The organism is Pseudomonas sp. o96-267, from assembly GCF_003935465.1.
GTDB lineage: Bacteria > Pseudomonadota > Gammaproteobacteria > Pseudomonadales > Pseudomonadaceae > Aquipseudomonas > Aquipseudomonas sediminis.
This window is the reverse complement of the sequence record NZ_RHQP01000024.1, coordinates 18,084-39,209: the sequence shown is the minus strand read 5'-3', so window position 1 is coordinate 39,209 and position 21,126 is coordinate 18,084. Positions and strand designations below refer to the sequence as shown.

General features: G+C 61.4%; 22 protein-coding genes. 16 read left to right on the top strand and 6 right to left on the bottom strand.

What is annotated here, in order from left to right; genetic code table 11:
- Window positions 1-49: 49 nt before the first annotated feature.
- Window positions 50-568, top strand: coding sequence for a DUF6586 family protein (locus tag EGJ86_RS16575; protein ID WP_125835837.1), 519 nt, complete (start codon window positions 50-52; stop codon window positions 566-568).
- An 80-nt stretch (window positions 569-648) separates the two neighbouring features.
- Window positions 649-885: a hypothetical protein gene (locus EGJ86_RS16570; protein ID WP_003462072.1), complete on the top strand. Its 237-nt coding sequence runs from the start codon at window positions 649-651 to the stop codon at window positions 883-885.
- 74 nt (window positions 886-959) lie between these two features.
- Here EGJ86_RS16570 and sulA read toward each other — a convergent pair whose 3' ends face one another.
- Window positions 960-1,433 carry an SOS-induced cell division inhibitor SulA gene (gene sulA, locus EGJ86_RS16565; RefSeq protein ID WP_125835836.1) on the bottom strand — a complete coding sequence of 158 codons (474 nt, stop codon included), beginning with the start codon at window positions 1,431-1,433 and terminating at the stop codon, window positions 960-962.
- A 9-nt stretch (window positions 1,434-1,442) separates the two neighbouring features.
- Window positions 1,443-2,057 carry a transcriptional repressor LexA gene (lexA, locus tag EGJ86_RS16560; RefSeq protein ID WP_099526447.1) on the bottom strand — a complete coding sequence of 205 codons (615 nt, stop codon included), beginning with the start codon at window positions 2,055-2,057 and terminating at the stop codon, window positions 1,443-1,445.
- A gap of 228 nt (window positions 2,058-2,285) precedes the next feature.
- Between lexA and EGJ86_RS16555 the strand changes: the two genes are divergently transcribed.
- Genes EGJ86_RS16555 through EGJ86_RS16540 form a run of 4 tightly spaced genes read left to right on the top strand, consistent with a single transcriptional unit; the run spans window position 2,286 to window position 5,327 of the window.
- Window positions 2,286-2,993: a TetR/AcrR family transcriptional regulator gene (locus tag EGJ86_RS16555; protein ID WP_013714776.1), complete on the top strand. Its 708-nt coding sequence runs from the start codon at window positions 2,286-2,288 to the stop codon at window positions 2,991-2,993.
- A gap of 49 nt (window positions 2,994-3,042) precedes the next feature.
- Window positions 3,043-3,570 (top strand): L,D-transpeptidase, encoded by a 528-nt coding sequence (locus EGJ86_RS16550; RefSeq protein WP_125835835.1) that lies wholly within the window; start codon window positions 3,043-3,045, stop codon window positions 3,568-3,570.
- Between the two features lie 11 nt (window positions 3,571-3,581).
- Window positions 3,582-4,580, top strand: a complete 999-nt coding sequence (nagZ, locus tag EGJ86_RS16545) for a beta-N-acetylhexosaminidase (RefSeq protein WP_125835834.1) — start codon at window positions 3,582-3,584, stop codon at window positions 4,578-4,580.
- 9 nt (window positions 4,581-4,589) lie between these two features.
- Window positions 4,590-5,327 (top strand): S-methyl-5'-thioinosine phosphorylase, encoded by a 738-nt coding sequence (locus EGJ86_RS16540; RefSeq protein ID WP_125835833.1) that lies wholly within the window; start codon window positions 4,590-4,592, stop codon window positions 5,325-5,327.
- Between the two features lie 53 nt (window positions 5,328-5,380).
- On the opposite strand, the gene EGJ86_RS16535 is transcribed toward EGJ86_RS16540, so the two are convergent.
- On the bottom strand, window positions 5,381-5,902 hold the full coding sequence (locus EGJ86_RS16535) for a CsiV family protein (RefSeq protein ID WP_125835832.1): 522 nt from the start codon (window positions 5,900-5,902) through the stop codon (window positions 5,381-5,383).
- Window positions 5,903-5,913: 11 nt separating this feature from the next.
- On the bottom strand, window positions 5,914-9,351 hold the full coding sequence (gene mfd, locus EGJ86_RS16530) for a transcription-repair coupling factor (RefSeq protein ID WP_125835831.1): 3,438 nt from the start codon (window positions 9,349-9,351) through the stop codon (window positions 5,914-5,916).
- 131 nt (window positions 9,352-9,482) lie between these two features.
- Between mfd and EGJ86_RS16525 the strand changes: the two genes are divergently transcribed.
- The 10 genes from EGJ86_RS16525 (at window position 9,483) to sthA (ending at window position 19,852) form a co-directional block, all read left to right on the top strand.
- The gene (locus tag EGJ86_RS16525) at window positions 9,483-10,949 is read left to right on the top strand and encodes a glyceraldehyde-3-phosphate dehydrogenase (RefSeq protein ID WP_106734873.1); all 1,467 of its coding nucleotides are present in this window, start codon (window positions 9,483-9,485) and stop codon (window positions 10,947-10,949) included.
- 305 nt (window positions 10,950-11,254) lie between these two features.
- The gene (locus EGJ86_RS16520) at window positions 11,255-12,592 is read left to right on the top strand and encodes a Na(+)-translocating NADH-quinone reductase subunit A (RefSeq protein ID WP_125835830.1); all 1,338 of its coding nucleotides are present in this window, start codon (window positions 11,255-11,257) and stop codon (window positions 12,590-12,592) included.
- A 3-nt stretch (window positions 12,593-12,595) separates the two neighbouring features.
- A complete protein-coding gene (locus tag EGJ86_RS16515) occupies window positions 12,596-13,807 on the top strand; it encodes an NADH:ubiquinone reductase (Na(+)-transporting) subunit B (protein WP_125835829.1) in 1,212 nt (403 codons plus the stop codon).
- Window positions 13,800-14,588 (top strand): Na(+)-translocating NADH-quinone reductase subunit C, encoded by a 789-nt coding sequence (locus EGJ86_RS16510; protein WP_125835828.1) that lies wholly within the window; start codon window positions 13,800-13,802, stop codon window positions 14,586-14,588. The genes EGJ86_RS16515 and EGJ86_RS16510 overlap by 8 nt, the downstream gene beginning before the upstream one ends.
- Complete coding sequence (locus EGJ86_RS16505) at window positions 14,585-15,259, top strand: NADH:ubiquinone reductase (Na(+)-transporting) subunit D (RefSeq protein ID WP_174447350.1); 675 nt, start codon at window positions 14,585-14,587, stop codon at window positions 15,257-15,259. The genes EGJ86_RS16510 and EGJ86_RS16505 overlap by 4 nt, the downstream gene beginning before the upstream one ends.
- A complete protein-coding gene (nqrE, locus tag EGJ86_RS16500) occupies window positions 15,259-15,867 on the top strand; it encodes an NADH:ubiquinone reductase (Na(+)-transporting) subunit E (protein WP_013714786.1) in 609 nt (202 codons plus the stop codon). Before EGJ86_RS16505 ends, nqrE begins: the two co-directional genes overlap by 1 nt.
- 15 nt (window positions 15,868-15,882) lie before the next feature.
- Window positions 15,883-17,106 carry an NADH:ubiquinone reductase (Na(+)-transporting) subunit F gene (nqrF, locus tag EGJ86_RS16495; protein ID WP_106734878.1) on the top strand — a complete coding sequence of 408 codons (1,224 nt, stop codon included), beginning with the start codon at window positions 15,883-15,885 and terminating at the stop codon, window positions 17,104-17,106.
- A 2-nt stretch (window positions 17,107-17,108) separates the two neighbouring features.
- Window positions 17,109-18,134: an FAD:protein FMN transferase gene (locus EGJ86_RS16490; protein ID WP_372237973.1), complete on the top strand. Its 1,026-nt coding sequence runs from the start codon at window positions 17,109-17,111 to the stop codon at window positions 18,132-18,134.
- Entirely contained in the window at window positions 18,131-18,361 is a 231-nt protein-coding gene (nqrM, locus tag EGJ86_RS16485; protein ID WP_017677630.1) for a (Na+)-NQR maturation NqrM, read from the top strand. The genes EGJ86_RS16490 and nqrM overlap by 4 nt, the downstream gene beginning before the upstream one ends.
- Before the next feature lie 96 nt (window positions 18,362-18,457).
- A complete protein-coding gene (gene sthA, locus EGJ86_RS16480) occupies window positions 18,458-19,852 on the top strand; it encodes a Si-specific NAD(P)(+) transhydrogenase (RefSeq protein ID WP_125835827.1) in 1,395 nt (464 codons plus the stop codon).
- A 231-nt stretch (window positions 19,853-20,083) separates the two neighbouring features.
- On the opposite strand, the gene EGJ86_RS16475 is transcribed toward sthA, so the two are convergent.
- Window positions 20,084-20,803, bottom strand: a complete 720-nt coding sequence (locus tag EGJ86_RS16475) for a glycerophosphodiester phosphodiesterase (protein ID WP_125835826.1) — start codon at window positions 20,801-20,803, stop codon at window positions 20,084-20,086.
- On the bottom strand, window positions 20,800-21,108 hold the full coding sequence (locus tag EGJ86_RS16470) for a phosphodiesterase (RefSeq protein WP_125835825.1): 309 nt from the start codon (window positions 21,106-21,108) through the stop codon (window positions 20,800-20,802). The genes EGJ86_RS16475 and EGJ86_RS16470 overlap by 4 nt, the downstream gene beginning before the upstream one ends.
- Window positions 21,109-21,126 lie beyond the last annotated feature (18 nt).

Below are 21,126 nucleotides of genomic sequence, written 5' to 3'. Positions count from 1 at the left end.
TTGGTGCGACGCGCGTATCATGACCCGATCTGCTGTGGAGGTCGCCGCAATGGCCAAAGAAATCTATACCCGCACCAATCAGAAGATCTTCTTCGCCGGTATCGCCCTGGATAACTGGCGCAAGGCCGAGGCTTCCACCGCGTTCAACATGCAGGCGCTGGTGCAGGCCGAGCGAGAAGCTGCGCTGTTTCACCTGTACGGTGGGCTTCTTGGGGTGTGTCATGAGATCGCCGGTTACTACCGCATGAACGACGCCGCGCCTTCGCGTGTCGAGGCGTTCGTGCAGCAGGCCGTACTCGAAGGGGCGCCCAGCCCCGAGCTGGCCGAGTTGGTGGAGTTGGCCCAGCAACGCGAAACCTGGCTGGCCGAACTGCTGGCGGCCTATGCTGGCTTGTTCCAGCCGCCGCGTGAGGAGCGCAAGGCCAAGGTCGATCCGTCCATGCCGTTGATCACCGCCGTCAGTGTTGGCGAGGAGCCGGCCGAGCTGAGCATCGATGATGTCGATGCCTGGCGGCAGCAGCTCAAGGCGCTGGTGCTGCGTTTCCGCGAAGGCCTGAGCGAGTGCTGATTGGGTTTAACTGGACCAGTGGGCTGGGGGTGATCCCGGCTGGCTGTTACAATGTCGTGTTTTTGCACAGAGACTGAGCCATGCCTACATCCTTTCTGGAAATCGTCGAACTGCCCGATGGGCGCATTGCCCTGCGTCGCGCAGAGGATGAAGAGGCGTTGGTGACCCTGGATTTCTCCGCTGATGCCAAGGCTTTCCTGCAGGGGCAACACATCGAGGTGGCCAAGGCCATGCTCAATGTTGGCGTGCAGATGGCTGGTCGAATGGCTGAGGGTGATTTCAGTGGTGAAGAAGAAGGCTCGCGCGTTCTCCACTGAGTTACTGCGTCTCAACGAAAAACGGGGCTCCATTGGAGCCCCGTTTTCATTTCCGCAAGCGAAGTCGTGGTCAGCTAACCCAGGCTGATGTTCAGGCTCTGCGCGCCACCAGTGTTGGCCGCCTGTGCAAGGCGCTGGCGAGTGCTGCTCTCGACCGGATGCAACCAACTGATCACGGTATGGCTGCGACCCAGCTTGAGAGCTTCTTCGGCCAATTCCAGGGCATTCTGCCCTTGTCGCGGATGCAGCAGCAGGATTCGTTCACGGTTCAGCCCTGCATCGCGCAGCCAGCTTTGCGTGAGGCTTGCCGGCGGCGCTACCAAGGTCAGCCAGCGTGCGTCCTGATTCTGGCTCAGCTCTCGCAGAATCGGCGCCAGTAAGTGCAGGCAGTGCCCAGCAGCGCCACGTAGAGCCAATTCGCTAAACGCCTGATCATCCTCACTGCGAGAGATGTCATGGGCTGCGACCAGTGGCTCATTCGGCGTTCGGCCAAGGAACGCGTCAAAAAGGGGAAGTTGTGGGCGCTCGAACGACTGCTGCACGTACATGGTGTCTCCTCAGCGGCGGATTACACCGACGCTCAAACCTTCGATGACCAGATCCTGGTTTTCCAGGTCCACTTCGATCGGGGCGAACTCGGGGTTCTCGGCAATCAGCCAGACCTTGTTGCCCTCGCGCTTGAAGCGTTTGACCGTCACTTCATCGTCGATACGGGCGACGACGATCTGGCCGTTACGGGCTTCACGGGTGGTGTGCACGGCGAGCAGATCGCCATCGAAAATGCCGATATCCTTCATGCTCATGCCGCGCACACGCAGCAGGTAGTCGGCTTTGGGTTGAAAGAACGCGGGGTTGATCTGGCAGGATTCCTCGACATGTTGCTGGGCGAGGATCGGTGCGCCGGCAGCAACGCGGCCAATGACTGGAAGGCCTTCGTCCTCGTTCGCCGCGCCTGCCTCGAAGCCAGGAATGCGAATGCCGCGCGAAGCGCCTGGGGTCATTTCGATGGCCCCCTTGCGTGCGAGGGCCTTGAGGTGCTCTTCTGCTGCATTGGGTGATTTGAACCCCAGTTCCTGAGCGATTTCCGCACGGGTGGGTGGGTAGCCGTTGTCTTCCAGGCAGCGTTTGATGAAGGCGAGAATCTCGGCTTGGCGTGGCGTCAGTTTCAGCATGGCTGGGCTCTGTCTTTTTATACAGTGACTGGGATTATATACAGTAAGCGACTCTTGGCAACGCCCATTTTGCAGATGCCTGTCGCCCGGCTTGTTACCCATGCCGAGTAATCTGCGTCTCTGCTTGTTGTAAGCTGTGACCAGCCGGCCAAAAGACGGCTCATGCGGCTTGACAATTCAGTGGGATGAAACGTATGTTTCAAACAAGTGTTTGTCAGGTGATAGCTCATGGCTCAGTCGGAAACCGTTGAACGCATTCTCGATGCTGCGGAACAGCTGTTCGCGGAAAAAGGCTTCGCCGAAACTTCATTGCGGCTGATCACCAGTAAGGCTGGGGTCAACCTGGCTGCCGTCAATTATCACTTCGGTTCGAAGAAGGCGCTGATTCAAGCGGTCTTCTCGCGCTTCCTCGGGCCTTTCTGTGCCAGCCTGGAAAAAGAACTCGATCGCCGTCAGGCCAAGTCCGACACTCAGGTTTCCCTGGAAGAGTTGCTCGAACTGCTGGTCGAGCAGGCGCTGGCGGTGAAGCCGCGCAGTGGCAACGACCTGTCCATCTTCATGCGTCTGCTGGGCCTGGCCTTCAGTCAGAGTCAGGGGCACCTGCGTAAGTACCTCGAAGAGGTGTACGGCAAGGTATTCCGCCGCTACATGCTGCTGGTGCATGACGCCGCACCGCGTATTCCCCCGCTTGAGCTGTTCTGGCGCGTGCACTTCATGCTTGGCGCTGCCGCGTTCAGCATGTCGGGCATCAAAGCCTTGCGTGCGATGTCCGAAACCGACTTCGGGGTCAATACCTCGATCGAGCAGGTGATGCGCATGATGGTGCCGTTCCTGGCTGCGGGTATGCGCTCGGAAACCGGGATCAACGATCCGGCGTTGGCCAGTGCGCAGCTCAAGCCGCGTAGCAAGACGCCGAGCGCCGCGCCCAAGGTCTGACAGCTCAGCAGTTGGGCTTGGCTTCGCCCTTCGGCTAAGCTAGCGGCCCATGCCCGATCTCGATTTACTCCACATCTCCATTGCCGACCAGTTGCTCTATGGCTTTAGTGACGGGCAACTGGTAGTGCGCTTGTCCGTATCCACTGCACGTAACGGCGCGGGCGAGCGCAATGGCTCGGGCTGTACGCCGCGAGGGTTGCATCAGGTTCGCGTAAAGGTCGGCGCCGGTTTGCCATTGGCAGCCGTGCTGCGCGGCCGTCGTTGGACGGGCGAAGTGTGGTCGTCGCAGTTGCACGAGCAGTTTCCCGAGCGTGACTGGATTCTCACCCGCATTCTCTGGTTAAGCGGTCTCGAACCGGGGCGTAACCGCATGGGAGAAGTGGATACCTTCCGTCGCTACATCTATCTTCACGGCACCCCGGACACGGAACCCATGGGCGAGCCGTTGTCCCATGGCTGTATCCGTTTGCGCAACGCCGACATGCTGGCGCTTTTTGATCGCGTGCCGCCGCACTGCAGGGTGCGTATCGACGAAGCGGCCTGCCCGCAGTGGAGCACAGGCCAAGATTTCACGTAAGGAATAGGTTTATGCAAGGCTCTTTGATGATGGACATCGCCGGCACCTGGCTGACCGCCGAGGATCGCCAGATGCTGCGCCAGCCCGAGGTGGGTGGCTTGATCATTTTCGCCCGCAACATCGAATCGCCACGCCAGGTGCGCGAGTTGTGTCAGAGCATTCGTGCCGTGCGCCCGGACCTGCTGCTGGCCGTGGACCAGGAGGGCGGCCGGGTGCAGCGTCTGCGCCAGGGATTTCTGCGTCTGCCGGCGATGCGTGCGATCGCCGACAACGATAATGCCGAAGTGCTTGCCGAGCATTGCGGCTGGCTGATGGCGACCGAGGTGCTGGCCGTCGGGCTGGATCTCAGCTTCGCTCCGGTCCTCGATCTCGACCATCAGCGCAGTGCGGTGGTCGGCAGTCGCGCTTTCGAGGGCGACCCGCAGCGCGCAACCACGCTGGCTGCTGCGTTCATCCGCGGCATGCATCAGGCAGGTATGGCAGCGACCGGCAAGCACTTCCCTGGGCATGGCTGGGCCGAGGCGGACTCTCACGTGGCCATTCCGGTCGATGAGCGCAGCCTCGATGAGATTCGCGCCTGTGACATGCAGCCGTTCAAGCGTCTGGCTGGCGAGCTGGATGCGGTGATGCCGGCGCATGTTATCTATCCGCAGGTCGATGAGCAGCCGGCGGGTTTTTCTCGTCGCTGGCTGCAGGACATCCTGCGCGGCGAGCTGGGCTTCGACGGCGTGATCTTCAGTGACGACCTGTCCATGGCCGGTGCACACGTGGTTGGCGATGCCGGCAAGCGTATCGAGGCGGCGCTCGCTGCTGGCTGTGACATGGGCCTGGTGTGCAATGATCGGGGCTCGGCGGAACTGGCCCTCAGCGCATTGCAGCGCTTGCAGGTCACCCCGGCCGAGCGACTGCAGCGCATGTGTGGGCGCGGCCACGCGTGCACCGATTATCGTCAGGCGCCGCGTTGGTCTGCGGCGGTGGCTGCGCTCAGAGCGGCGCATCTGCTCGACTGAGGGCTCAACATGACCGTTTATGCAATCATCGGTGGTACCGGCCTGACGCAGCTCGAAGGCCTGGTGATTCGTCAGGCGATGACACTGGATACGCCCTACGGCACGCCCTCGGCCGATATCCTGCGTGGCGAGTACGGCGGGCGCGAGGTGTTGTTTCTGGCGCGTCACGGCCAACCGCATCGGATTGCTCCGCATCAGATCAACTACCGCGCCAACCTGTGGGCGTTGAAGCATGCAGGGGCGCGCGAGATTGTTGCGGTCAATGCTGTGGGTGGCATTCATGCGGCGATGGGGGCGGGACATTTTTGCGTGCCGCATCAGCTCATCGATTACACGGCCGGTCGTGCGCACACCTTTTTCGAGGGTGAGCTGGATCACGTGACGCACGTGGATTTCAGTTACCCCTACGATGCGGCATTGCGCGAGCGCCTGATCGCGGCGTTGACCGCTGAAGGTGCTGCATTCAGCAGCCATGGCGTGTACGGCTGCACGCAGGGGCCGCGCCTGGAAACGGCGGCGGAGATCGTGCGGATGGAGCGTGACGGCTGTGATCTGGTCGGCATGACCGCAATGCCCGAGGCTGCACTGGCGCGTGAGCTGGCGTTGCCTTATGCCTGTCTGGCGCTGGTGGTGAATCCTGCTGCGGGCAAGACCAGTGGCCTGATCACCATGGGCGAAATCGAACGGGTGCTGGAGCAGGGCATGGGCACGATCAAGGCGGTATTGGCGCGAGTGCTGAGTGACTAGCTTCTCTAAGCAAATGAAAAGGGCCGCTTAGCGGCCCTTTTCGTTACCTCCCCTTACAGCGGGCTGATGCGCACCAGGGCGCCGAGGCTGCCGTGATCGAGGTAGGTCAAGCTGTTGTCCTTCAGGCGCTGGGCGACTTTCATGTGTTCGCTGCTTTCCAGCAGGCCGTCGGCACTGAAGCGGTTGATCCACAGTTCCAGGTCCAGATCGGCGAAGCGATCCTGGGTGAAGGCGAGGGTGCCTTCGACCGGGTAGTGGCCGAGGTGCGCCTCGCCGCTGTTGACGGCTACGCGGCTGGGCGAGTTGCTCAGCGTCTGACTCCAGGCCTTGTGCAGCAGAACCTGATAGCCATTACCCGAGTTGAGCTTGGCTGCTTCGCTGTCGAGGCTGGTGGGGCGCTCGCTGCCGGCGATCGGCAGGGCGGTGCCGGCCCAGTCGTCGGGGGCGATCTTCGGCGCGATCACCGTGTCACCGGCCTGGCGGAATACCAGCAGTTCCACCTGATACAGACGTTCGGCGAAGGCGCTCGGGGCGAGCAGGCAGAGCAGCAGGGCGATCAGGTGCAATGGGCGCATGTAGGAGTCCTTCAGGTGGTGGGCGCGAGGCGCTCGAGCAGGGCTTCCAGGGTGTTGAAGCGCTCTTCCGCGCGCTCCATGGGCACCTGGATCTTGAAGACGGTGGCGCCTTCGAACTTGTAGCGTTTCGGTTGGGCCTGGATCAGCTTGATCAGCGTCAGCGGGTCGACGCAGGTCTCTGCAGCGAATTCGATGCGGCCGCCCTGTGGTCCGGCGTCGACCTTGGTAATACCCAGCTTCTCTGCCTGCAGCTTGAGCAGGGTCAGGCGCATCAGATTCTTGGTTGGTTCCGGCAACAGGCCAAAGCGGTCGATCATCTCCACCTGCAGCTCCTTAAGGCCATCCTCGTCGCTGGCGTTGGCGATGCGCTTGTAGAGAATCAGGCGGGCGTGCACGTCGGGCAGGTAGTCTTCGGGGATCAGCGCTGGTACGCGCAGGTTGATCTCCGGGCCCCCGCCCAGTGGCTGGTCGAGGTTCGGCTGCTCGCCTTTCTGGATGGCCTTGACCGCGCGTTCGAGCATTTCCATGTACAAGGTGAAGCCGACGGCCTGAATCTGTCCGCTCTGGCCGTCGCCGAGCAGTTCGCCGGCGCCGCGGATTTCCAGGTCGTGGGTGGCCAGGACGAAGCCCGCGCCGAGATCCTGGGCGTTGGCGATGGCCTCCAGGCGTTTCTCGGCGTCTGTGGTCATCTGTTTACGTGGGGGCGTCAGTAGATAGGCGTAGGCCTGGTGGTGGCTACGGCCGACACGGCCACGCAGCTGGTGCAGCTGGGCCAGACCGAACTTGTCGGCGCGGTCGATGATGATGGTGTTGGCGCTGGGCACGTCGATGCCGGTCTCGATGATGGTCGAGGCCACCAGCACGTTGAAGCGCTTGTGGTAGAAGTCGCTCATCACTTGTTCGAGATCGCGTTCGCGCATCTGTCCATGGCCGATACCGATACGTGCTTCGGGCACCAGCTCGGCGAGGTCAGCGGCGCATTTCTCGATGGTCTTCACGTCGTTGTGCAGGTAGTACACCTGGCCGCCGCGCAGCAGTTCGCGCAGCAGCGCTTCCTTGATGGTCGGCTTGTTGGCCTCCATGACGAAGGTGCGCACTGACAGGCGCCGCGCCGGCGGGGTGGCGATGATCGACAGGTCGCGCATGCCTGCCACGGCCATGTTCAGGGTGCGCGGGATGGGCGTGGCGGTCAGGGTGAGAATATCCACCTCGCTGCGCAGGGCCTTGAGCTGCTCCTTCTGGCGTACGCCGAAGCGGTGTTCCTCGTCGATGATGGCCAAGCCGAGGTTTTGGAACTTGACGTCATCCTGCAGCAACTTGTGCGTGCCGATGACGATATCCACCTTGCCTTCGGCCAGTTGCTGCACGGCGTCGCCGACTTCCTTGGCGCTCTTGAAGCGGCTCATCACCTCGACCTTTACCGGCCAATCGGCGAAGCGGTCGCGGAAGCTGTTGTAGTGCTGCTGGGCGAGCAGGGTGGTGGGCACCAGCACGGCGACCTGCTTGCCGCTGTGTACGGCGATGAAGGCGGCGCGCATGGCCACTTCGGTCTTGCCGAAGCCGACGTCGCCACAAACCAGGCGATCCATCGGCTTGCCGGCCAGCATGTCGCTGCGCACGGCGTCGATGGCGGCCTGCTGGTCCGGGGTTTCCTCGAAGGGGAAACCGGCGCTGAAGGTGGCGTAATCCTGCGCCGGGTCCTGGAAGGCGACGCCTTCGCGGGCGGCGCGGCGGGCGTAGATATCGAGCAGCTCGGCGGCAACATCACGCACCTGCTCGGCGGCCTTGCGCTTGGCCTTCTGCCAGACTTCCGAGCCGAGGCGGTGCAGCGGCGCAAGAGCATCGTCACTGCCGGTGTAGCGGGCAATCAGGTGCAGGCTTGCCACGGGCACGTAGAGTTTGGCTTCGTCGGCGTACTGCAGGGCGAGGAATTCGGCGGCCTGGCCATCGAACTCCATGGTCACCAGGCCCAGGTAGCGGCCGACGCCGTGATCGATATGCACCACCGGTGCGCCTTCGCGCAGCTCGGTGAGGTTCTTGATCACGTTGTCGCCGCCTTCGCGGCCTTTCTCGCGGCGCCGGCGCTGCATGACGCGCTGGCCGAACAGCGGGCTCTCGGCGATCAGCGCCAGGTCGTTGAGCAGCAGCCCTTCGTCCAATGGTGCGATGCAGATGTTCAGGCGCTCGCTGCTGGCGACGAAGGCTGGCCAGCCCTCGACTTCATTGGGCTTGAGCTTGAGGCGAGCGAGCAGCTCCAGCAGCACTTCGCGGCGCCCGGCCGATTCGGCGCAGAACAGCACACGGCCTGGATATTCTTCGATAAAGCGGCGCAGCGCTGCCAGCGGCTCGCCGGCCTTGGCCTGGATCGCCAGGTCGGGCAGGGCGCGGGCGTCGAAGCGGGTCTGGCCGACGCCAGGCTCGATATCGTCCTGATTGACCACCACCCGCGGCCAGCTCTTCAAGCGGGCGAAACAGTCCTCCACCGGCAGGAAGATGTCGGCAGGCGGTAGCAATGGTCGCTCTGGATCGACTCGGCGATCCTCATAGCGGCTACGCGCATCTGTCCAAAATTGCTCGGCGGCTTTTTCGATACCGGGTAGGGAAAATACCTGGGTGTCGCCCGGCAGGTAGTCGAACAGGGTGTCCGTCTCTTCGAAGAACAGCGGCAGGTAGTACTCGATGCCAGCTGGGGTGATGCCGGTGGAAAGGTCCTGATAGATCGGGCAGCGACGGAAATCCACGTCGAAGCGCTCGCGAAAGCGCCCGCGGAAATCGGTGACGGCTTTCTTTTCCAGCGGAAACTCACGCGCTGGCAGCAGGCGGATCGACTCGACCTTGTCCACCGAGCGCTGGGTTTCGGGGTCGAAGGTGCGCAGGGTTTCGATTTCGTCGTCGAACAGGTCGATACGGTAGGGCGTGTCGCTGCCCATCGGGAACAGATCGATCAATGCGCCGCGCACAGCGAACTCGCCATGCTCGTACACCGTATCCACGCAGCGGTAGCCGGCCGCCTCCAGTCGCGTGCGCGTCTGCTCCACATCGAGTTTCTGGCCGACATCCAGCACCAGGCTGCTGCCCAGCAGGAAGCGCTTCGGTGCGAGGCGGTGTAGGGCTGTGGTGATCGGCACTACGAGGATGCCGCGGCTCAGCTGCGGTAGACGATAGAGCGCTGCGATACGCTGCGAAATGATGTCCTGGTGCGGCGAAAACACATCGTAGGGCAGGGTTTCCCAGTCGGGGAAGTGCAGCACTGGCAGGTCGGGGGCGAAGAACGCCAGCTCTTCCTGTAGCCGCTCGGCGCTCTGGCTGCCTTCGGTGAGCACCAGGGTGAAGCGTCCAGCGTCGCTGGCCGCTTCTGCGATGGTCAGGGACAGGGCGGCCCCGGGCAGGTTGCCCCACTGTTGTTTGCCGGCGCTGGCCGGTAGAGACGGAAGACGCAGTACGGACACGGGCGGCTCACGGTCGTGACGAAAGGCCGGGAATTGTAGCGGGGCTTGCTGGTCAATGTCAGTCGCGACAGGCGCGCATTGCTCATGCTCGCGCGCACCGTCATAATGTAGCCCCTTTTTTCAGCCCCTACATGTGGAAGGTACTGCCCGTGACTCAGAAGCCCGACCAGTGTCTCGGTGAATGGATCGATCGTGAAGCCCTCGCGGAAGCGATGATTCCGCTGATTGGTCAGCTCTATCGCAACAACAATGTGGTGACCTCGATCTACGGCCGTGGCCTGATCAATCGTTCGGTCATCGACATCCTCAAGGCTCACCGTTTTGCCCGTCACCGCCTGGCTGAAGAAGCCGAGCTGTCGGTGCACGACACCTTCCCCATGCTCAAGGCCATGAGCGAGCTCAAGCTGGGCGCCGCTTCGGTGGATCTGGGCAAGCTGGTTGCCAAGTTCAAGGCCGAAGGCGCTGGCCGTGGCGTCGAGCAGTTCGTCAAGGACGAGCTGGCCGATGTGGTCGGCAAGCAGAACGGCGCCGGTCGTGAAGGTACCGACGTTGTGCTCTATGGCTTCGGTCGTATCGGCCGCCTGCTGGCGCGCATCCTGATCGAGAAGACCGGTGGTGGTGATGGCCTGCGTCTGCGCGCCATCGTCGTGCGCAAGGGTGCCAGCAACGATCTGGTCAAGCGTGCCAGCCTGCTGCGTCGTGACTCGGTGCATGGCAAGTTCAACGGCACCATCACCATCGATGAAGAGAACAGCACCCTGACGGCCAACGGCAACCTGATCCAGGTGATCTACGCCAAGGACCCGAAAGAAGTCGACTACACCCAGTACGGCATCAAGAACGCGCTGCTGGTGGATAATACCGGTGTGTGGCGTGATGCCGAGGGTCTGGGTCAGCACCTGGCTTGCCCTGGCGTCGATCGTGTCGTGCTCACCGCGCCTGGCAAGGGCGCGCTGAAGAATATCGTGCACGGCATCAACCACAGCGAAATCACCGCTGAGGACAAGATCATCTCCGCTGCGTCCTGCACCACCAACGCCATCGTGCCGGTGCTCAAGGCGGTCAATGATCAGTACGGCATCGTCAACGGTCACGTTGAGACCGTTCACTCCTACACCAACGACCAGAACCTGATCGACAACTTCCATAAAGGCAGTCGTCGTGGTCGTAGCGCCGCGCTGAACATGGTCATCACCGAGACCGGTGCCGCCACCGCTGCTGCCAAGGCGCTGCCAGTGCTCAAGGGCAAGCTGACCGGCAATGCCATTCGCGTGCCGACGCCGAACGTGTCCATGGCCATTCTCAACCTGAACCTGGAGAAGGCCACCACGCGCGAAGAAATTAACGAGTACCTGCGCCAGATGGCCATGCACTCGGATCTGCAGAAGCAGATCGACTTCGTCAGCTCGCAGGAAGTGGTATCGACCGACTTCGTCGGCTCGCGTCACGCCGGTGTAGTGGATGCCGAAGCCACCATCGCCAACGATAACCGCGTTGTACTGTACGTCTGGTACGACAACGAGTTCGGTTACAGCTGCCAGGTGGTGCGCGTGATGGAAGACATGGCCGGGGTCAATCCGCCAGCCTTCCCGCGTTAAGCGTCAGGGTCAAAAAACGGGAGCTTCGGCTCCCGTTTTTTTATGCCTGAAATCTGGCCTGGCGAAGTTGTCGAGTTGATCTCGAGCAGTATCGAGTTTGTTGCGCCCTGTTACCGAAAGGCCAAAAAAAGCAAGCGCTTGGGTGGTCAGTGCCGGGGGGCGTCTTTATAATCAAGCGGATTTTTTACCCAGGTTTGGCGCCTTCCTCCACGCCCATATCGTATTGGCGTGGTCGGGTCTATTAGACCTTCGGTAGCGCCGCCTGTCCTATAAAAAGCTTTCTAAATCAGTGGTTAGGCAAACCTATGATCAAACTAAAGCATGGGCTTGATTTGCCCATAACGGGTGCGCCGGCACAGCGTATCGAGGCCGCCAGGCCCGTACGTAGTGTCGCCGTCATCGGCTTCGACTATCACGGGATGAAGCCGACGATGGAAGTGCAGGTCGGTGACCGGGTCAAGCTCGGTCAATTGCTGTTTACCGACAAGAAGACACCCGGCGTGCGCTATACCGCTCCCGCTGGTGGCGTGATCAGCGCCATCCATCGTGGTGAAAAGCGTGTTCTGCAGTCCGTGGTCATCGACATTGATGGCGACGAGCAGGAGACCTTCGCTCAATATGCTGCCGACCAGCTGGATTCGCTGACTGACGAACAGGTTCGCGAAAACCTGCAGCAGTCCGGCCTTTGGACCGCTCTGCGTACCCGTCCGTTCAGCAAGGTGCCGGCGCTCGATGCCGTACCGAGTTCGATCTTCGTGACCGCAGTCGACACGCATCCGCTCGCCGCCGATCCTGCTGTGATCATCGGTGAATATGCCGCTGATTTCGAAAATGGCCTCAAGGTTCTCGGTAACCTGGCCAAGATCTTCCTGTGCAAGGCCGACGGCGCCAATCTGCCTGGCGAGAAACTGGCCAAGGTACAGAGCGAAGCCTTTGCTGGCCCACACCCGGCAGGTCTGCCGGGGACTCACATCCACTTCCTCGACCCGGTCAGCACCAGCAAGAGTGTCTGGCAGATCGGTTATCAAGACGTGATCGCGGTGGGCAAGCTGTTCACCACTGGCCAGCTGTTCGTCGAGCGCGTGGTAGCACTCGGCGGCCCGGTTGCCGAACAGCCGCGTCTGCTGCGCACCCGCCTGGGCGCCAACCTGGAAGAACTCACCGCTGGTGAGCTCAAACCAGGTTTCAATCGTGTGATTTCCGGCTCGGTGTTCGGCGGTCGTACCGCTCAGGGTGCCTTCGCCTTCCTCGGTCGTTACCACAACCAGGTGTCCTGCCTGGTGGAAGGCAATGACCGCGAGATGATGCATTACCTGCGTGCCGGGGTTAACAAGCACTCGGTACTGAACGTGTTCGTCTCCAAGCTGGCCAGCGCCAAGCTGTTCAACTTCACCACCACCACCAACGGCAGCCCGCGTGCCATGGTGCCGGTGGGCAACTACGAAGCCGTGATGCCGCTGGATATCCTGCCGACTCAACTGCTGCGCTATCTGATCGTTGGCGACACCGAGATGGCTCAGAAACTGGGTTGCCTGGAGCTCGACGAAGAAGATCTTGCGCTGTGCACCTACGTGTGTGCCGGCAAGTATGAATATGGCCCGATCCTGCGGGACAACCTCACCCGCATCGAGAAGGAGGGTTAATCCGTGGGCATTCGTGCATTCCTCGACAAGATCGAGCACAACTTCGAAAAGGGCGGCAAGTACGAGAAGTGGTATGCCCTCTACGAGGCCATCGACACCTTCTTCTATCGTCCTGGCAGCGTGACCAAGACCACTGCTCACGTGCGTGATGGCATCGACCTCAAGCGCATGATGATCACCGTGTGGCTGTGCACCTTCCCGGCGATGTTCTTCGGCATGTGGAACACCGGCTATCAGGCCAACCTGATCTTCGCTCAGAGCCCCGAGCTGCTGGCGAGCCAGGAAGGCTGGCGCTTCGCCCTGATCGGCTCGCTGGCCGGTTTCGACCCGAATAGCCTGTGGGACAACTTCATTCAGGGCGCGGCTTATTTCCTGCCTGTCTACGCGGTGACCTTCATCGTCGGCGGCTTCTGGGAAGTACTGTTCGCCTCGATCCGCAAGCATGAAGTCAACGAAGGCTTCTTCGTCACTTCCGTGCTGTTCGCCCTGATTCTGCCGCCGAGCATTCCGCTCTGGCAGGTCGCCCTGGGCATCAGCTTCGGCGTGGTGATCGGCAAGGAAGTGTTCGGTGGTACCGGCAAGAACTTCCTCAACCCGGCCCTGACCGGCCGCGCATTCCTGTTCTTCGCCTATCCGGCGCAGATGTCGGGTGACGCGGTCTGGACCGCGGTCGATGGCTTCGCTGGCGCTACCTCGTTGAGCCTGGCTGCTTCCGGCGGCATCGAGAACGTGATCAACAACGGCATTACCTGGATGGACGCCTTCGTCGGCACCATTCACGGCTCGATGGGTGAGACCAGCACGCTGGCCATCGCCATCGGTGGTCTGGTCCTGTTGCTGACTCGCATTGCTTCCTGGCGCATTGTCGTCGGCGTGATGCTGGGCATGATCGGCCTGAGCCTGTTGCTCAACCTGATCGGCTCCACCACCAACCCGATGTTCGCCATGCCCTGGTACTGGCATCTGGTTGTGGGCGGTTTCGCCTTCGGCATGTTCTTCATGGCCACCGACCCGGTGTCGGCCTCCATGACCAACACCGGCAAGTGGATCTTTGGTGCTCTTATCGGCGTGATGGTGGTGTTGATCCGTGTGGTCAACCCGGCCTTCCCCGAGGGCATGATGCTGGCGATCCTGCTCGCCAACCTGTTTGCACCGCTGATCGACCACTTTGTCGTTCAAGCCAATATCAAGCGGAGGCTGGCACGCAATGTCTAGTCAAAAAGAATCCACCGTCCGCACGCTGACGGTGGCGGTGCTGGTGTGTCTGGTGTGTTCGGTGTTCGTCGCCGGCGCTGCCGTGGCGCTGAAACCGACTCAGGTTGAAAACCGTCTGCTGGACAAGCAGCGCAGCATCCTGGCCATTGCTGGCCTGGGTGAGGCCGGCATGTCCGGTGCCAAGGTCAAGGAACTGTTCGACACCACCATCACCGCCAAGCTGGTAGATCTGGAAACCGGCAAGTTCTCCGACAAGTTCGATCCGATCACCTTCGATCCCCTCAAGGCCGCGAAGGACCCGAAAACCTCCGAGGCTCTGAAGGGCAGCGAAGATATCGCCGGGATCAAACGCCAAGAGCGTTACACCACCGTTTACCTGGTGGAGAAGGACGGGGAAATGGAAACCCTGATTCTTCCGGTGCGTGGCTATGGCCTGTGGTCGACCCTGCACGGCTTCATCGCGGTGAAAGGGGATCTGAACACTGTCGTGGGCATGGGCTTCTACCAGCATGGCGAGACCCCCGGTCTCGGCGGCGAGGTGGACAATCCGAAATGGAAAGGCCAATGGCCCGGCAAGACCCTGTACGACGAAGACGGCAAGCTCGCCGTTCAGATCGTCAAGGGCGGTGTCGATCCGCAAAGCCCGAACGCTACTCACCAAGTCGACGGCCTGGCCGGCGCCACCCTGACCAGCGTCGGTGTGGACAAGCTGCTGAAGTTCTGGCTTGGCCAGAACGGCTTCGGTCCGTTTATCGCTAACCTGCGTGCAGGGGAGGCTTGATCATGTCGCAGCCGACTATTAAAGAAGTCCTGCTCAACCCGATCTTCAACAACAACCCCATTGGCCTGCAGATCCTCGGGATCTGTTCGGCCCTGGCGGTGACCTCGAACCTGCAGACCGCGCTGGTGATGTCCGCCGCGCTGACGCTGGTGACCGGGTTCTCCAACCTGTTCATCTCGATGATTCGCAGCCAGATCCCAGGCTCGATCCGCATGATCGTGCAGATGGTGATCATCGCCTCGCTGGTGATCGTGGTCGATCAGGTGCTCAAGGCCTACGCCTTCAGTCTGTCCAAGCAGTTGTCGGTGTTCGTCGGTCTGATCATCACCAACTGCATCGTGATGGGCCGTGCCGAAGCCTTTGCCATGCAGAACCCGCCCGTGCTGTCGTTCTTCGACGGCATCGGTAACGGTCTGGGCTACAGCGCCATGCTGATTGCCCTGGGCATCATTCGTGAGTTGTTCGGTGCGGGCAAACTGATGGGCTACGAGGTCTTCTCGGTGGTCAACGATGGTGGCTGGTATCAGCCCAACGGCATGCTGCTGCTGCCGCCTTCGGCGTTCTTCCTGATCGGTCTGTTCATCTGGGCCATCCGTAGCTGGAAGAAGGATCAGGTCGAGGTCAATGCCTACAAGATGGCGCCTCAGGTATCCAGCAAGGAGGCCTACTAATGGAGCATTATCTCAGCCTGTTGGCCAAGGCCGTGTTCGTCGAGAACATGGCGCTGGCCTTCTTCCTCGGTATGTGTACCTTCATCGCCATCTCCAAGAAGGTCGAGACCGCCATCGGTCTGGGCATCGCGGTGATCGTGGTACAGGTCATCACCGTACCGGCGAACAACCTGATCTATACCTACCTGCTCAAGGATGGCGCGCTGGCCTGGGCCGGCTTGCCTGAGGTTGATCTCAGCTTCCTTGGCCTGCTCAGCTACATTGGCGTCATCGCTGCCATCGTGCAGATCCTCGAGATGCTGCTGGATAAATACGTACCTGCGCTCTACAACGCGCTGGGCGTGTTCCTGCCGTTGATCACCGTGAACTGCGCCATCATGGGCGGCACCCTGTTCATGGTCGAGCGCGACTACAACCTGGCCGAGAGTACCGTCTACGGCTTTGGTTCGGGTCTGTCCTGGGCACTGGCGATCGCCGCGCTGGCGGGTATTCGCGAGAAACTCAAGTACAGCGATGTACCGGCTGGCCTGCAGGGTCTGGGCATCACCTTCATCACCATCGGTCTGATGTCGCTGGGCTTCATGTCCTTCTCCGGCGTGCAGCTGTAAGGAAAGGATGAACAGATGAATTACGAAATCTTCCTCGCCATCGGCATGTTCACCGCCATCGTCCTGGCGCTGGTGCTGATCATCCTCGCTGCTCGTGCCAAGCTGGTTTCCAGCGGTGACGTGAGCATCGAGATCAACGGCGAAAAAACCATCGTAGTGCCGGCCGGCGGCAAGCTGTTGCAGACCCTGGCCAACAACAACGTGTTCCTGTCCTCCGCGTGCGGCGGCGGCGGTACCTGCGCGCAGTGCAAGTGCGTCGTCGAGTCCGGCGGCGGTGAGATGCTGTCCACCGAAGAATCGCACTTCACCAAGCGTGAGGCCCGTGAGGGCTGGCGCCTGTCCTGCCAGACCCCGGTCAAGCAGGACATGAAGATCGAAGTGCCGGAAGAGGTCTTCGGCGTCAAGAAGTGGGAATGCACCGTCGAGTCCAATCCCAACGTCGCCACCTTCATCAAGGAGCTGACGCTGAAACTGCCGGAAGGCGAGAACGTCGACTTCCGTGCTGGTGGTTACGTGCAGCTGGAATGCCCGCCGCACACCGTGAACTACAAGGATTTCGACATCCAGGAGGAGTACCGCGGCGACTGGGACAAGTTCAACCAGTGGAAGTACGTGTCCAAGGTCGAGGAGACCGTGATCCGTGCCTACTCCATGGCCAACTACCCGGAAGAGCGCGGTCTGGTGAAGTTCAACATCCGTATCGCCTCGCCGCCCCCCGGCAAGGACGATCTGCCGCCGGGCAAGATGTCTTCCTATGTGTTCAGCCTCAAGCCGGGCGACAAGATCACCGTATACGGGCCGTTTGGTGAATTCTTCGCCAAGGACACCGATGCCGAGATGGTCTTCATCGGTGGTGGTGCCGGTATGGCGCCGATGCGTTCGCACATCTTCGACCAGCTCAAGCGCCTGAAGTCCACGCGCAAGATCAGCTTCTGGTATGGTGCGCGCTCCATGCGTGAGTCGTTCTACAACGAAGAGTACGACCAGCTCGCCGCTGAGAACCCGAACTTCGAGTGGCATCTGGCATTGTCCGATCCGCAACCTGAAGACAACTGGACCGGCCTCAAGGGCTTCATCCACAACGTGCTGTACGAGAACTACCTGAAGGACCACCCGGCTCCGGAAGATTGCGAGTTCTACATGTGCGGCCCACCCATGATGAACGCCGCGGTGATCAAGATGCTGACCGACCTGGGTGTCGAGCCGGAGAACATCCTCCTCGACGACTTCGGCGGCTAAGCATGAGGTCTGCTGTACTCCAGCCCGTTATCGCTGTCGCCCTGGCGGCAGCCCTAACGGGCTGCTTGCATTCTGAACGGATCGAAGAGTTCGGTGGCCCGACCATGGGCAGCACCTATTCGATCAAATACGTCCGCAGTGAAGGTGTCGCGCCGCAAGCCGAACTCAAGGCCGCGACCGAGGCGATCCTCGCCGAGATCGATCTGCAGATGTCCACTTATCGCGATGATTCGCTGATCGAGCAGTTCAACCAGGCGCCGGCCGGTACCTGCCAGGCCATGCCCAAGGGCGTACTGGATCTCGTGCGTGCCGGCAATCGCCTGCACGAGGAGAGCCAGGGCTACTTCGACCTGACGCTGGAGCCGCTGCTCGACCTCTGGGGCTTCGGGCCCAAAGGGCAGGGCGAAGCCGTCCCGGATGCCGAACGTCTGGCCGAAGTGCGTAAGCGGGTTGGCCAGCAGCACCTGAGCATCGAAGGCGAGCAGCTGTGCAAGGACGTCGACGTGGAAGTCGACTTCAACAGCATCGCTGCCGGTTACGCTGTCGATCAGATCGTCGCGCGTCTGGGCGAGCTGGGCGTTACCAGTTACCTGGTCGAGGCCACCGGCGAGCTCAAGGCGGCTGGTTTCAAGCCTGACGGCAGCCACTGGCGTATCGGTCTGGAGGCGCCGCGCAATGATCAGCGTGTTGCTCAGCGCATCCTGCAGCTCGATGGTTACGGTATCTCCACCTCGGGGGACTATCGCAATTACTTCGAAGAGAACGGCCAGCGCTACTCGCATACGCTCGATCCGCTGACCGGCAAACCGGTCAATCACAAACTGGCAGCTGTCACCGTGGCAGATCCATCGACCTTGCGCGCCGATGGCTTGTCTACCCTATTGATGGTGCTCGGGCCGGAGGCCGGTATGGCCTTCGCCGAGCGCAACGCTATCGCGGCGTTTTTCGTGACGCGTGAGGGCGAGGGCTTCGTCACACAGAGCACGGCCGCATTCGAGCAGCTATTCGCTGCAGGAGATGAGCAATGACTTTTCTGGTTGTATTTCTGGCCATGATTCTGGTCGTCGGCATGATGGCCGTCGGCGTGATCATGGGGCGTAAACCCATCGCCGGTTCCTGCGGTGGCATCGCCAACCTCGGTATCGAGAAGGAATGCTCGATCTGTGGTGGTAGTCGTGAGAAGTGCGAAGAGGTCAATCGCGACAACGGCGAAGCGCCGAACACTGACCTGGCTTACGACGCAAGCAAGCGCTAAGCCAGGCGGTATGCTTTGATAGCCGGCAGCTGTAACCACTGCCGGCCCCGCCGAGGGTGCGCCACAAGCGCTCCGGCCTGATCTGAAGGAGTAAACATGGCGGTCTACAACTACGATGTGGTGGTGCTGGGCTCCGGCCCGGCGGGCGAGGGCGCGGCGATGAACGCGGCCAAGGCCGGGCGTAAGGTGGCCGTGGTGGACAACCGTCCGCTGGTCGGCGGCAACTGTACCCACCTTGGCACCATACCCTCCAAGGCGCTGCGCCACTCGGTGCGGCAGATCATGCAGTTCAACACCAACCCGATGTTTCGCCAGATCGGCGAGCCGCGCTGGTTTTCCTTCCCTGACGTGCTGAAAAGCGCGGAAAAGGTGATCGCCAAGCAGGTCACTTCGCGCACTGGCTACTATGCGCGCAATCGCATCGACACCTATTTCGGCACCGCCAGTTTCGCCGACGAGCAGACGGTCGAAGTGGTCTGCCTCAATGGCGTAGTGGAAAAGCTGGTGGCCAAGCAGATCGTTATCGCCACCGGTTCGCGCCCCTATCGCCCGGCCGATGTCGATTTCCGCCACCCGCGTATCTACGATAGCGACACTATTCTCAGCCTCGGCCATACGCCGCGCCGCCTGATCATCTACGGCGCCGGGGTGATCGGCTGTGAGTACGCCTCGATCTTCAGTGGTCTGGGTGTGCTGGTCGACCTGATCGACAACCGCGATCAACTGCTGAGTTTCCTCGATTCGGAAATCTCCGACGCGCTTTCCTATCACCTGCGTAACAACAATGTGCTGATCCGTCACAACGAGGAGTACGAGCGCATCGAGGGCCTGGAGAACGGCGTGATCCTGCACCTCAAATCAGGCAAGAAGATCAAGGCCGACGCGCTGCTCTGGTGTAACGGCCGTACCGGCAATACCGATCAGCTGGGGCTGGAGAACATCGGCATTGCGGTCAACAGCCGTGGCCAGATCCAGGTCGATGAGCATTACCGCACCGAAGTCAGCAACATCTACGCTGCCGGTGACGTGATCGGTTGGCCGAGCCTGGCCAGCGCTGCTGCCGATCAGGGACGTTCCGCTGCTGGCAGCATCGTCGACAACGGCAGTTGGCGTTTCGTCGATGACGTGCCGACCGGCATTTACACCATTCCGGAGATCAGTTCGATCGGCAAGACCGAACGCGAGCTGACCCAGGCCAAGGTGCCTTACGAAGTGGGCAAGGCCTTCTTCAAAGGTATGGCCCGTGCGCAGATCTCGGTCGAGCCGGTGGGCATGCTGAAGATCCTCTTCCATCGTGAAACCCTGGAAGTGCTGGGTGTGCACTGCTTCGGCTATCAGGCCTCGGAGATCGTCCACATCGGCCAGGCGATCATGAACCAGAAGGGTGAAGCCAACAGCATCAAGTACTTCATCAACACCACCTTCAACTACCCGACCATGGCCGAGGCCTATCGGGTTGCCGCGTTCGACGGTCTCAACCGGCTTTTTTGACCGGCTCCGGCCGGCGGCCTGAGCCGGTCGGGGAGACAGGCTGGGTAGTGGCTTCCGAGTGGCGCTGGCCGAATCGGGAGAGCTTCTAGCGTCTCAGGCGGCAGCAAACGACAAAACCGGCCTAGTGCCGGTTTTATCGTTGTTGGGCGTTATGTTCGTAGCCTGAGCTGTTCTGGCTTGCTCCCCTCTCCCGCTTGCGGGAGAGGGGGCCGGGGGAGAGGGCTATGGGGCTTAGCCGCGCAGTGTCTGTGCCGCCAGGCCAGGGAAGTCGGTGATGATACTGTCGACACCGAAATCAGCCAGGCGACGCATCAGCGCCGGCTCGTTGACCGTCCAGACCGACACGTGCAGGCCTTGTTTCTGTGCCTTGAGCAGGCGCTCCGGGGTGCACAGCGTCCAGTTCAGCGCCAGCAGATGGCAGCTGTAATGCGCCGCGACTTTCAGTGGGTCGAGCCAGGCGTACTCGGCAACCAGGCCCAGCTGCAGCTGCGGAGTCAGTTCACGTGCGGCCTTGAGTACCTCGCGTGAGCTGGAGGTGACGGTGATCTGCTCGCGTAGGCCGAAGCGCTCGACCAGTTCCGAGATGGCCAGCACGGTGCGTGCGGCGCGAACCTTGGAGGCGCTTTTCACCTCCAGCTGCCAATGCTCGAACGTGCACTGCTCGAACAAGTCTTGCAGGCGTGGAATCGGGCAGGGCCGCACCCAGCCCGGGCCGCCCTTGCGTGCGTCGTATCGGCTCAGGTCGGCAGCATCGTGCTCGACCACCTTGCCGCGCAGGCCCGTGGTGCGCTTCAAGGTTGGGTCGTGGATCACCATCAGCTCACCGTCGCGTGACAGGTGCAGGTCCAGCTCGCAACGATTGACGCCATGCTCCAGGCAGCGCTGGAAGCTGGTCAGGGTATTTTCCGGGGCTTCGCCTTTGGCGCCGCGATGGCCATAGATGAGAGTCACTGTTTCTCCTTGACGGTGTCGAGGTGGCGCGGCTGGTGATGGCGCACGCTGTCGATCACGTGATCGTATTCGAAATAGACGCTGAATTCGCGGTAATCCCAGCGCGTGATCGGTGGCTGGCCGACAGGCTTGTGCTCTTCATCGGCCAGGCCGAAGCGCTCCAGCACCGCACGCTTGGACTGGCCTTTGTGCGGCAGGTTGCTGGCGTCGAGGTCGGCGCCCTGGTCGCCCACGGGAATGGTCAGGGTGTCGGCCAACAGAGCAGTAGGGGCGAGTAGGGTGAGAAGCAGTGCGAGACGATACATGGCGGTTCCTTGGCGAGT

Bases quoted from the DNA above. Each gene is read 5' to 3' on its own strand.
- EGJ86_RS16575 (WP_125835837.1), top strand. From the start codon at position 50: ATGGCCAAAGAAATCTATACCCGCACCAATCAGAAGATCTTCTTCGCC.
- EGJ86_RS16570 (WP_003462072.1), top strand. From the start codon at position 649: ATGCCTACATCCTTTCTGGAAATCGTCGAACTGCCCGATGGGCGCATT.
- sulA (WP_125835836.1), bottom strand. From the start codon at position 1,433: ATGTACGTGCAGCAGTCGTTCGAGCGCCCACAACTTCCCCTTTTTGAC.
- lexA (WP_099526447.1), bottom strand. From the start codon at position 2,057: ATGCTGAAACTGACGCCACGCCAAGCCGAGATTCTCGCCTTCATCAAA.
- EGJ86_RS16555 (WP_013714776.1), top strand. From the start codon at position 2,286: ATGGCTCAGTCGGAAACCGTTGAACGCATTCTCGATGCTGCGGAACAG.
- EGJ86_RS16550 (WP_125835835.1), top strand. From the start codon at position 3,043: ATGCCCGATCTCGATTTACTCCACATCTCCATTGCCGACCAGTTGCTC.
- nagZ (WP_125835834.1), top strand. From the start codon at position 3,582: ATGCAAGGCTCTTTGATGATGGACATCGCCGGCACCTGGCTGACCGCC.
- EGJ86_RS16540 (WP_125835833.1), top strand. From the start codon at position 4,590: ATGACCGTTTATGCAATCATCGGTGGTACCGGCCTGACGCAGCTCGAA.
- EGJ86_RS16535 (WP_125835832.1), bottom strand. From the start codon at position 5,902: ATGCGCCCATTGCACCTGATCGCCCTGCTGCTCTGCCTGCTCGCCCCG.
- EGJ86_RS16525 (WP_106734873.1), top strand. From the start codon at position 9,483: ATGTGGAAGGTACTGCCCGTGACTCAGAAGCCCGACCAGTGTCTCGGT.
- EGJ86_RS16520 (WP_125835830.1), top strand. From the start codon at position 11,255: ATGATCAAACTAAAGCATGGGCTTGATTTGCCCATAACGGGTGCGCCG.
- EGJ86_RS16510 (WP_125835828.1), top strand. From the start codon at position 13,800: ATGTCTAGTCAAAAAGAATCCACCGTCCGCACGCTGACGGTGGCGGTG.
- nqrE (WP_013714786.1), top strand. From the start codon at position 15,259: ATGGAGCATTATCTCAGCCTGTTGGCCAAGGCCGTGTTCGTCGAGAAC.
- nqrF (WP_106734878.1), top strand. From the start codon at position 15,883: ATGAATTACGAAATCTTCCTCGCCATCGGCATGTTCACCGCCATCGTC.
- EGJ86_RS16490 (WP_372237973.1), top strand. From the start codon at position 17,109: ATGAGGTCTGCTGTACTCCAGCCCGTTATCGCTGTCGCCCTGGCGGCA.
- nqrM (WP_017677630.1), top strand. From the start codon at position 18,131: ATGACTTTTCTGGTTGTATTTCTGGCCATGATTCTGGTCGTCGGCATG.
- sthA (WP_125835827.1), top strand. From the start codon at position 18,458: ATGGCGGTCTACAACTACGATGTGGTGGTGCTGGGCTCCGGCCCGGCG.
- EGJ86_RS16470 (WP_125835825.1), bottom strand. From the start codon at position 21,108: ATGTATCGTCTCGCACTGCTTCTCACCCTACTCGCCCCTACTGCTCTG.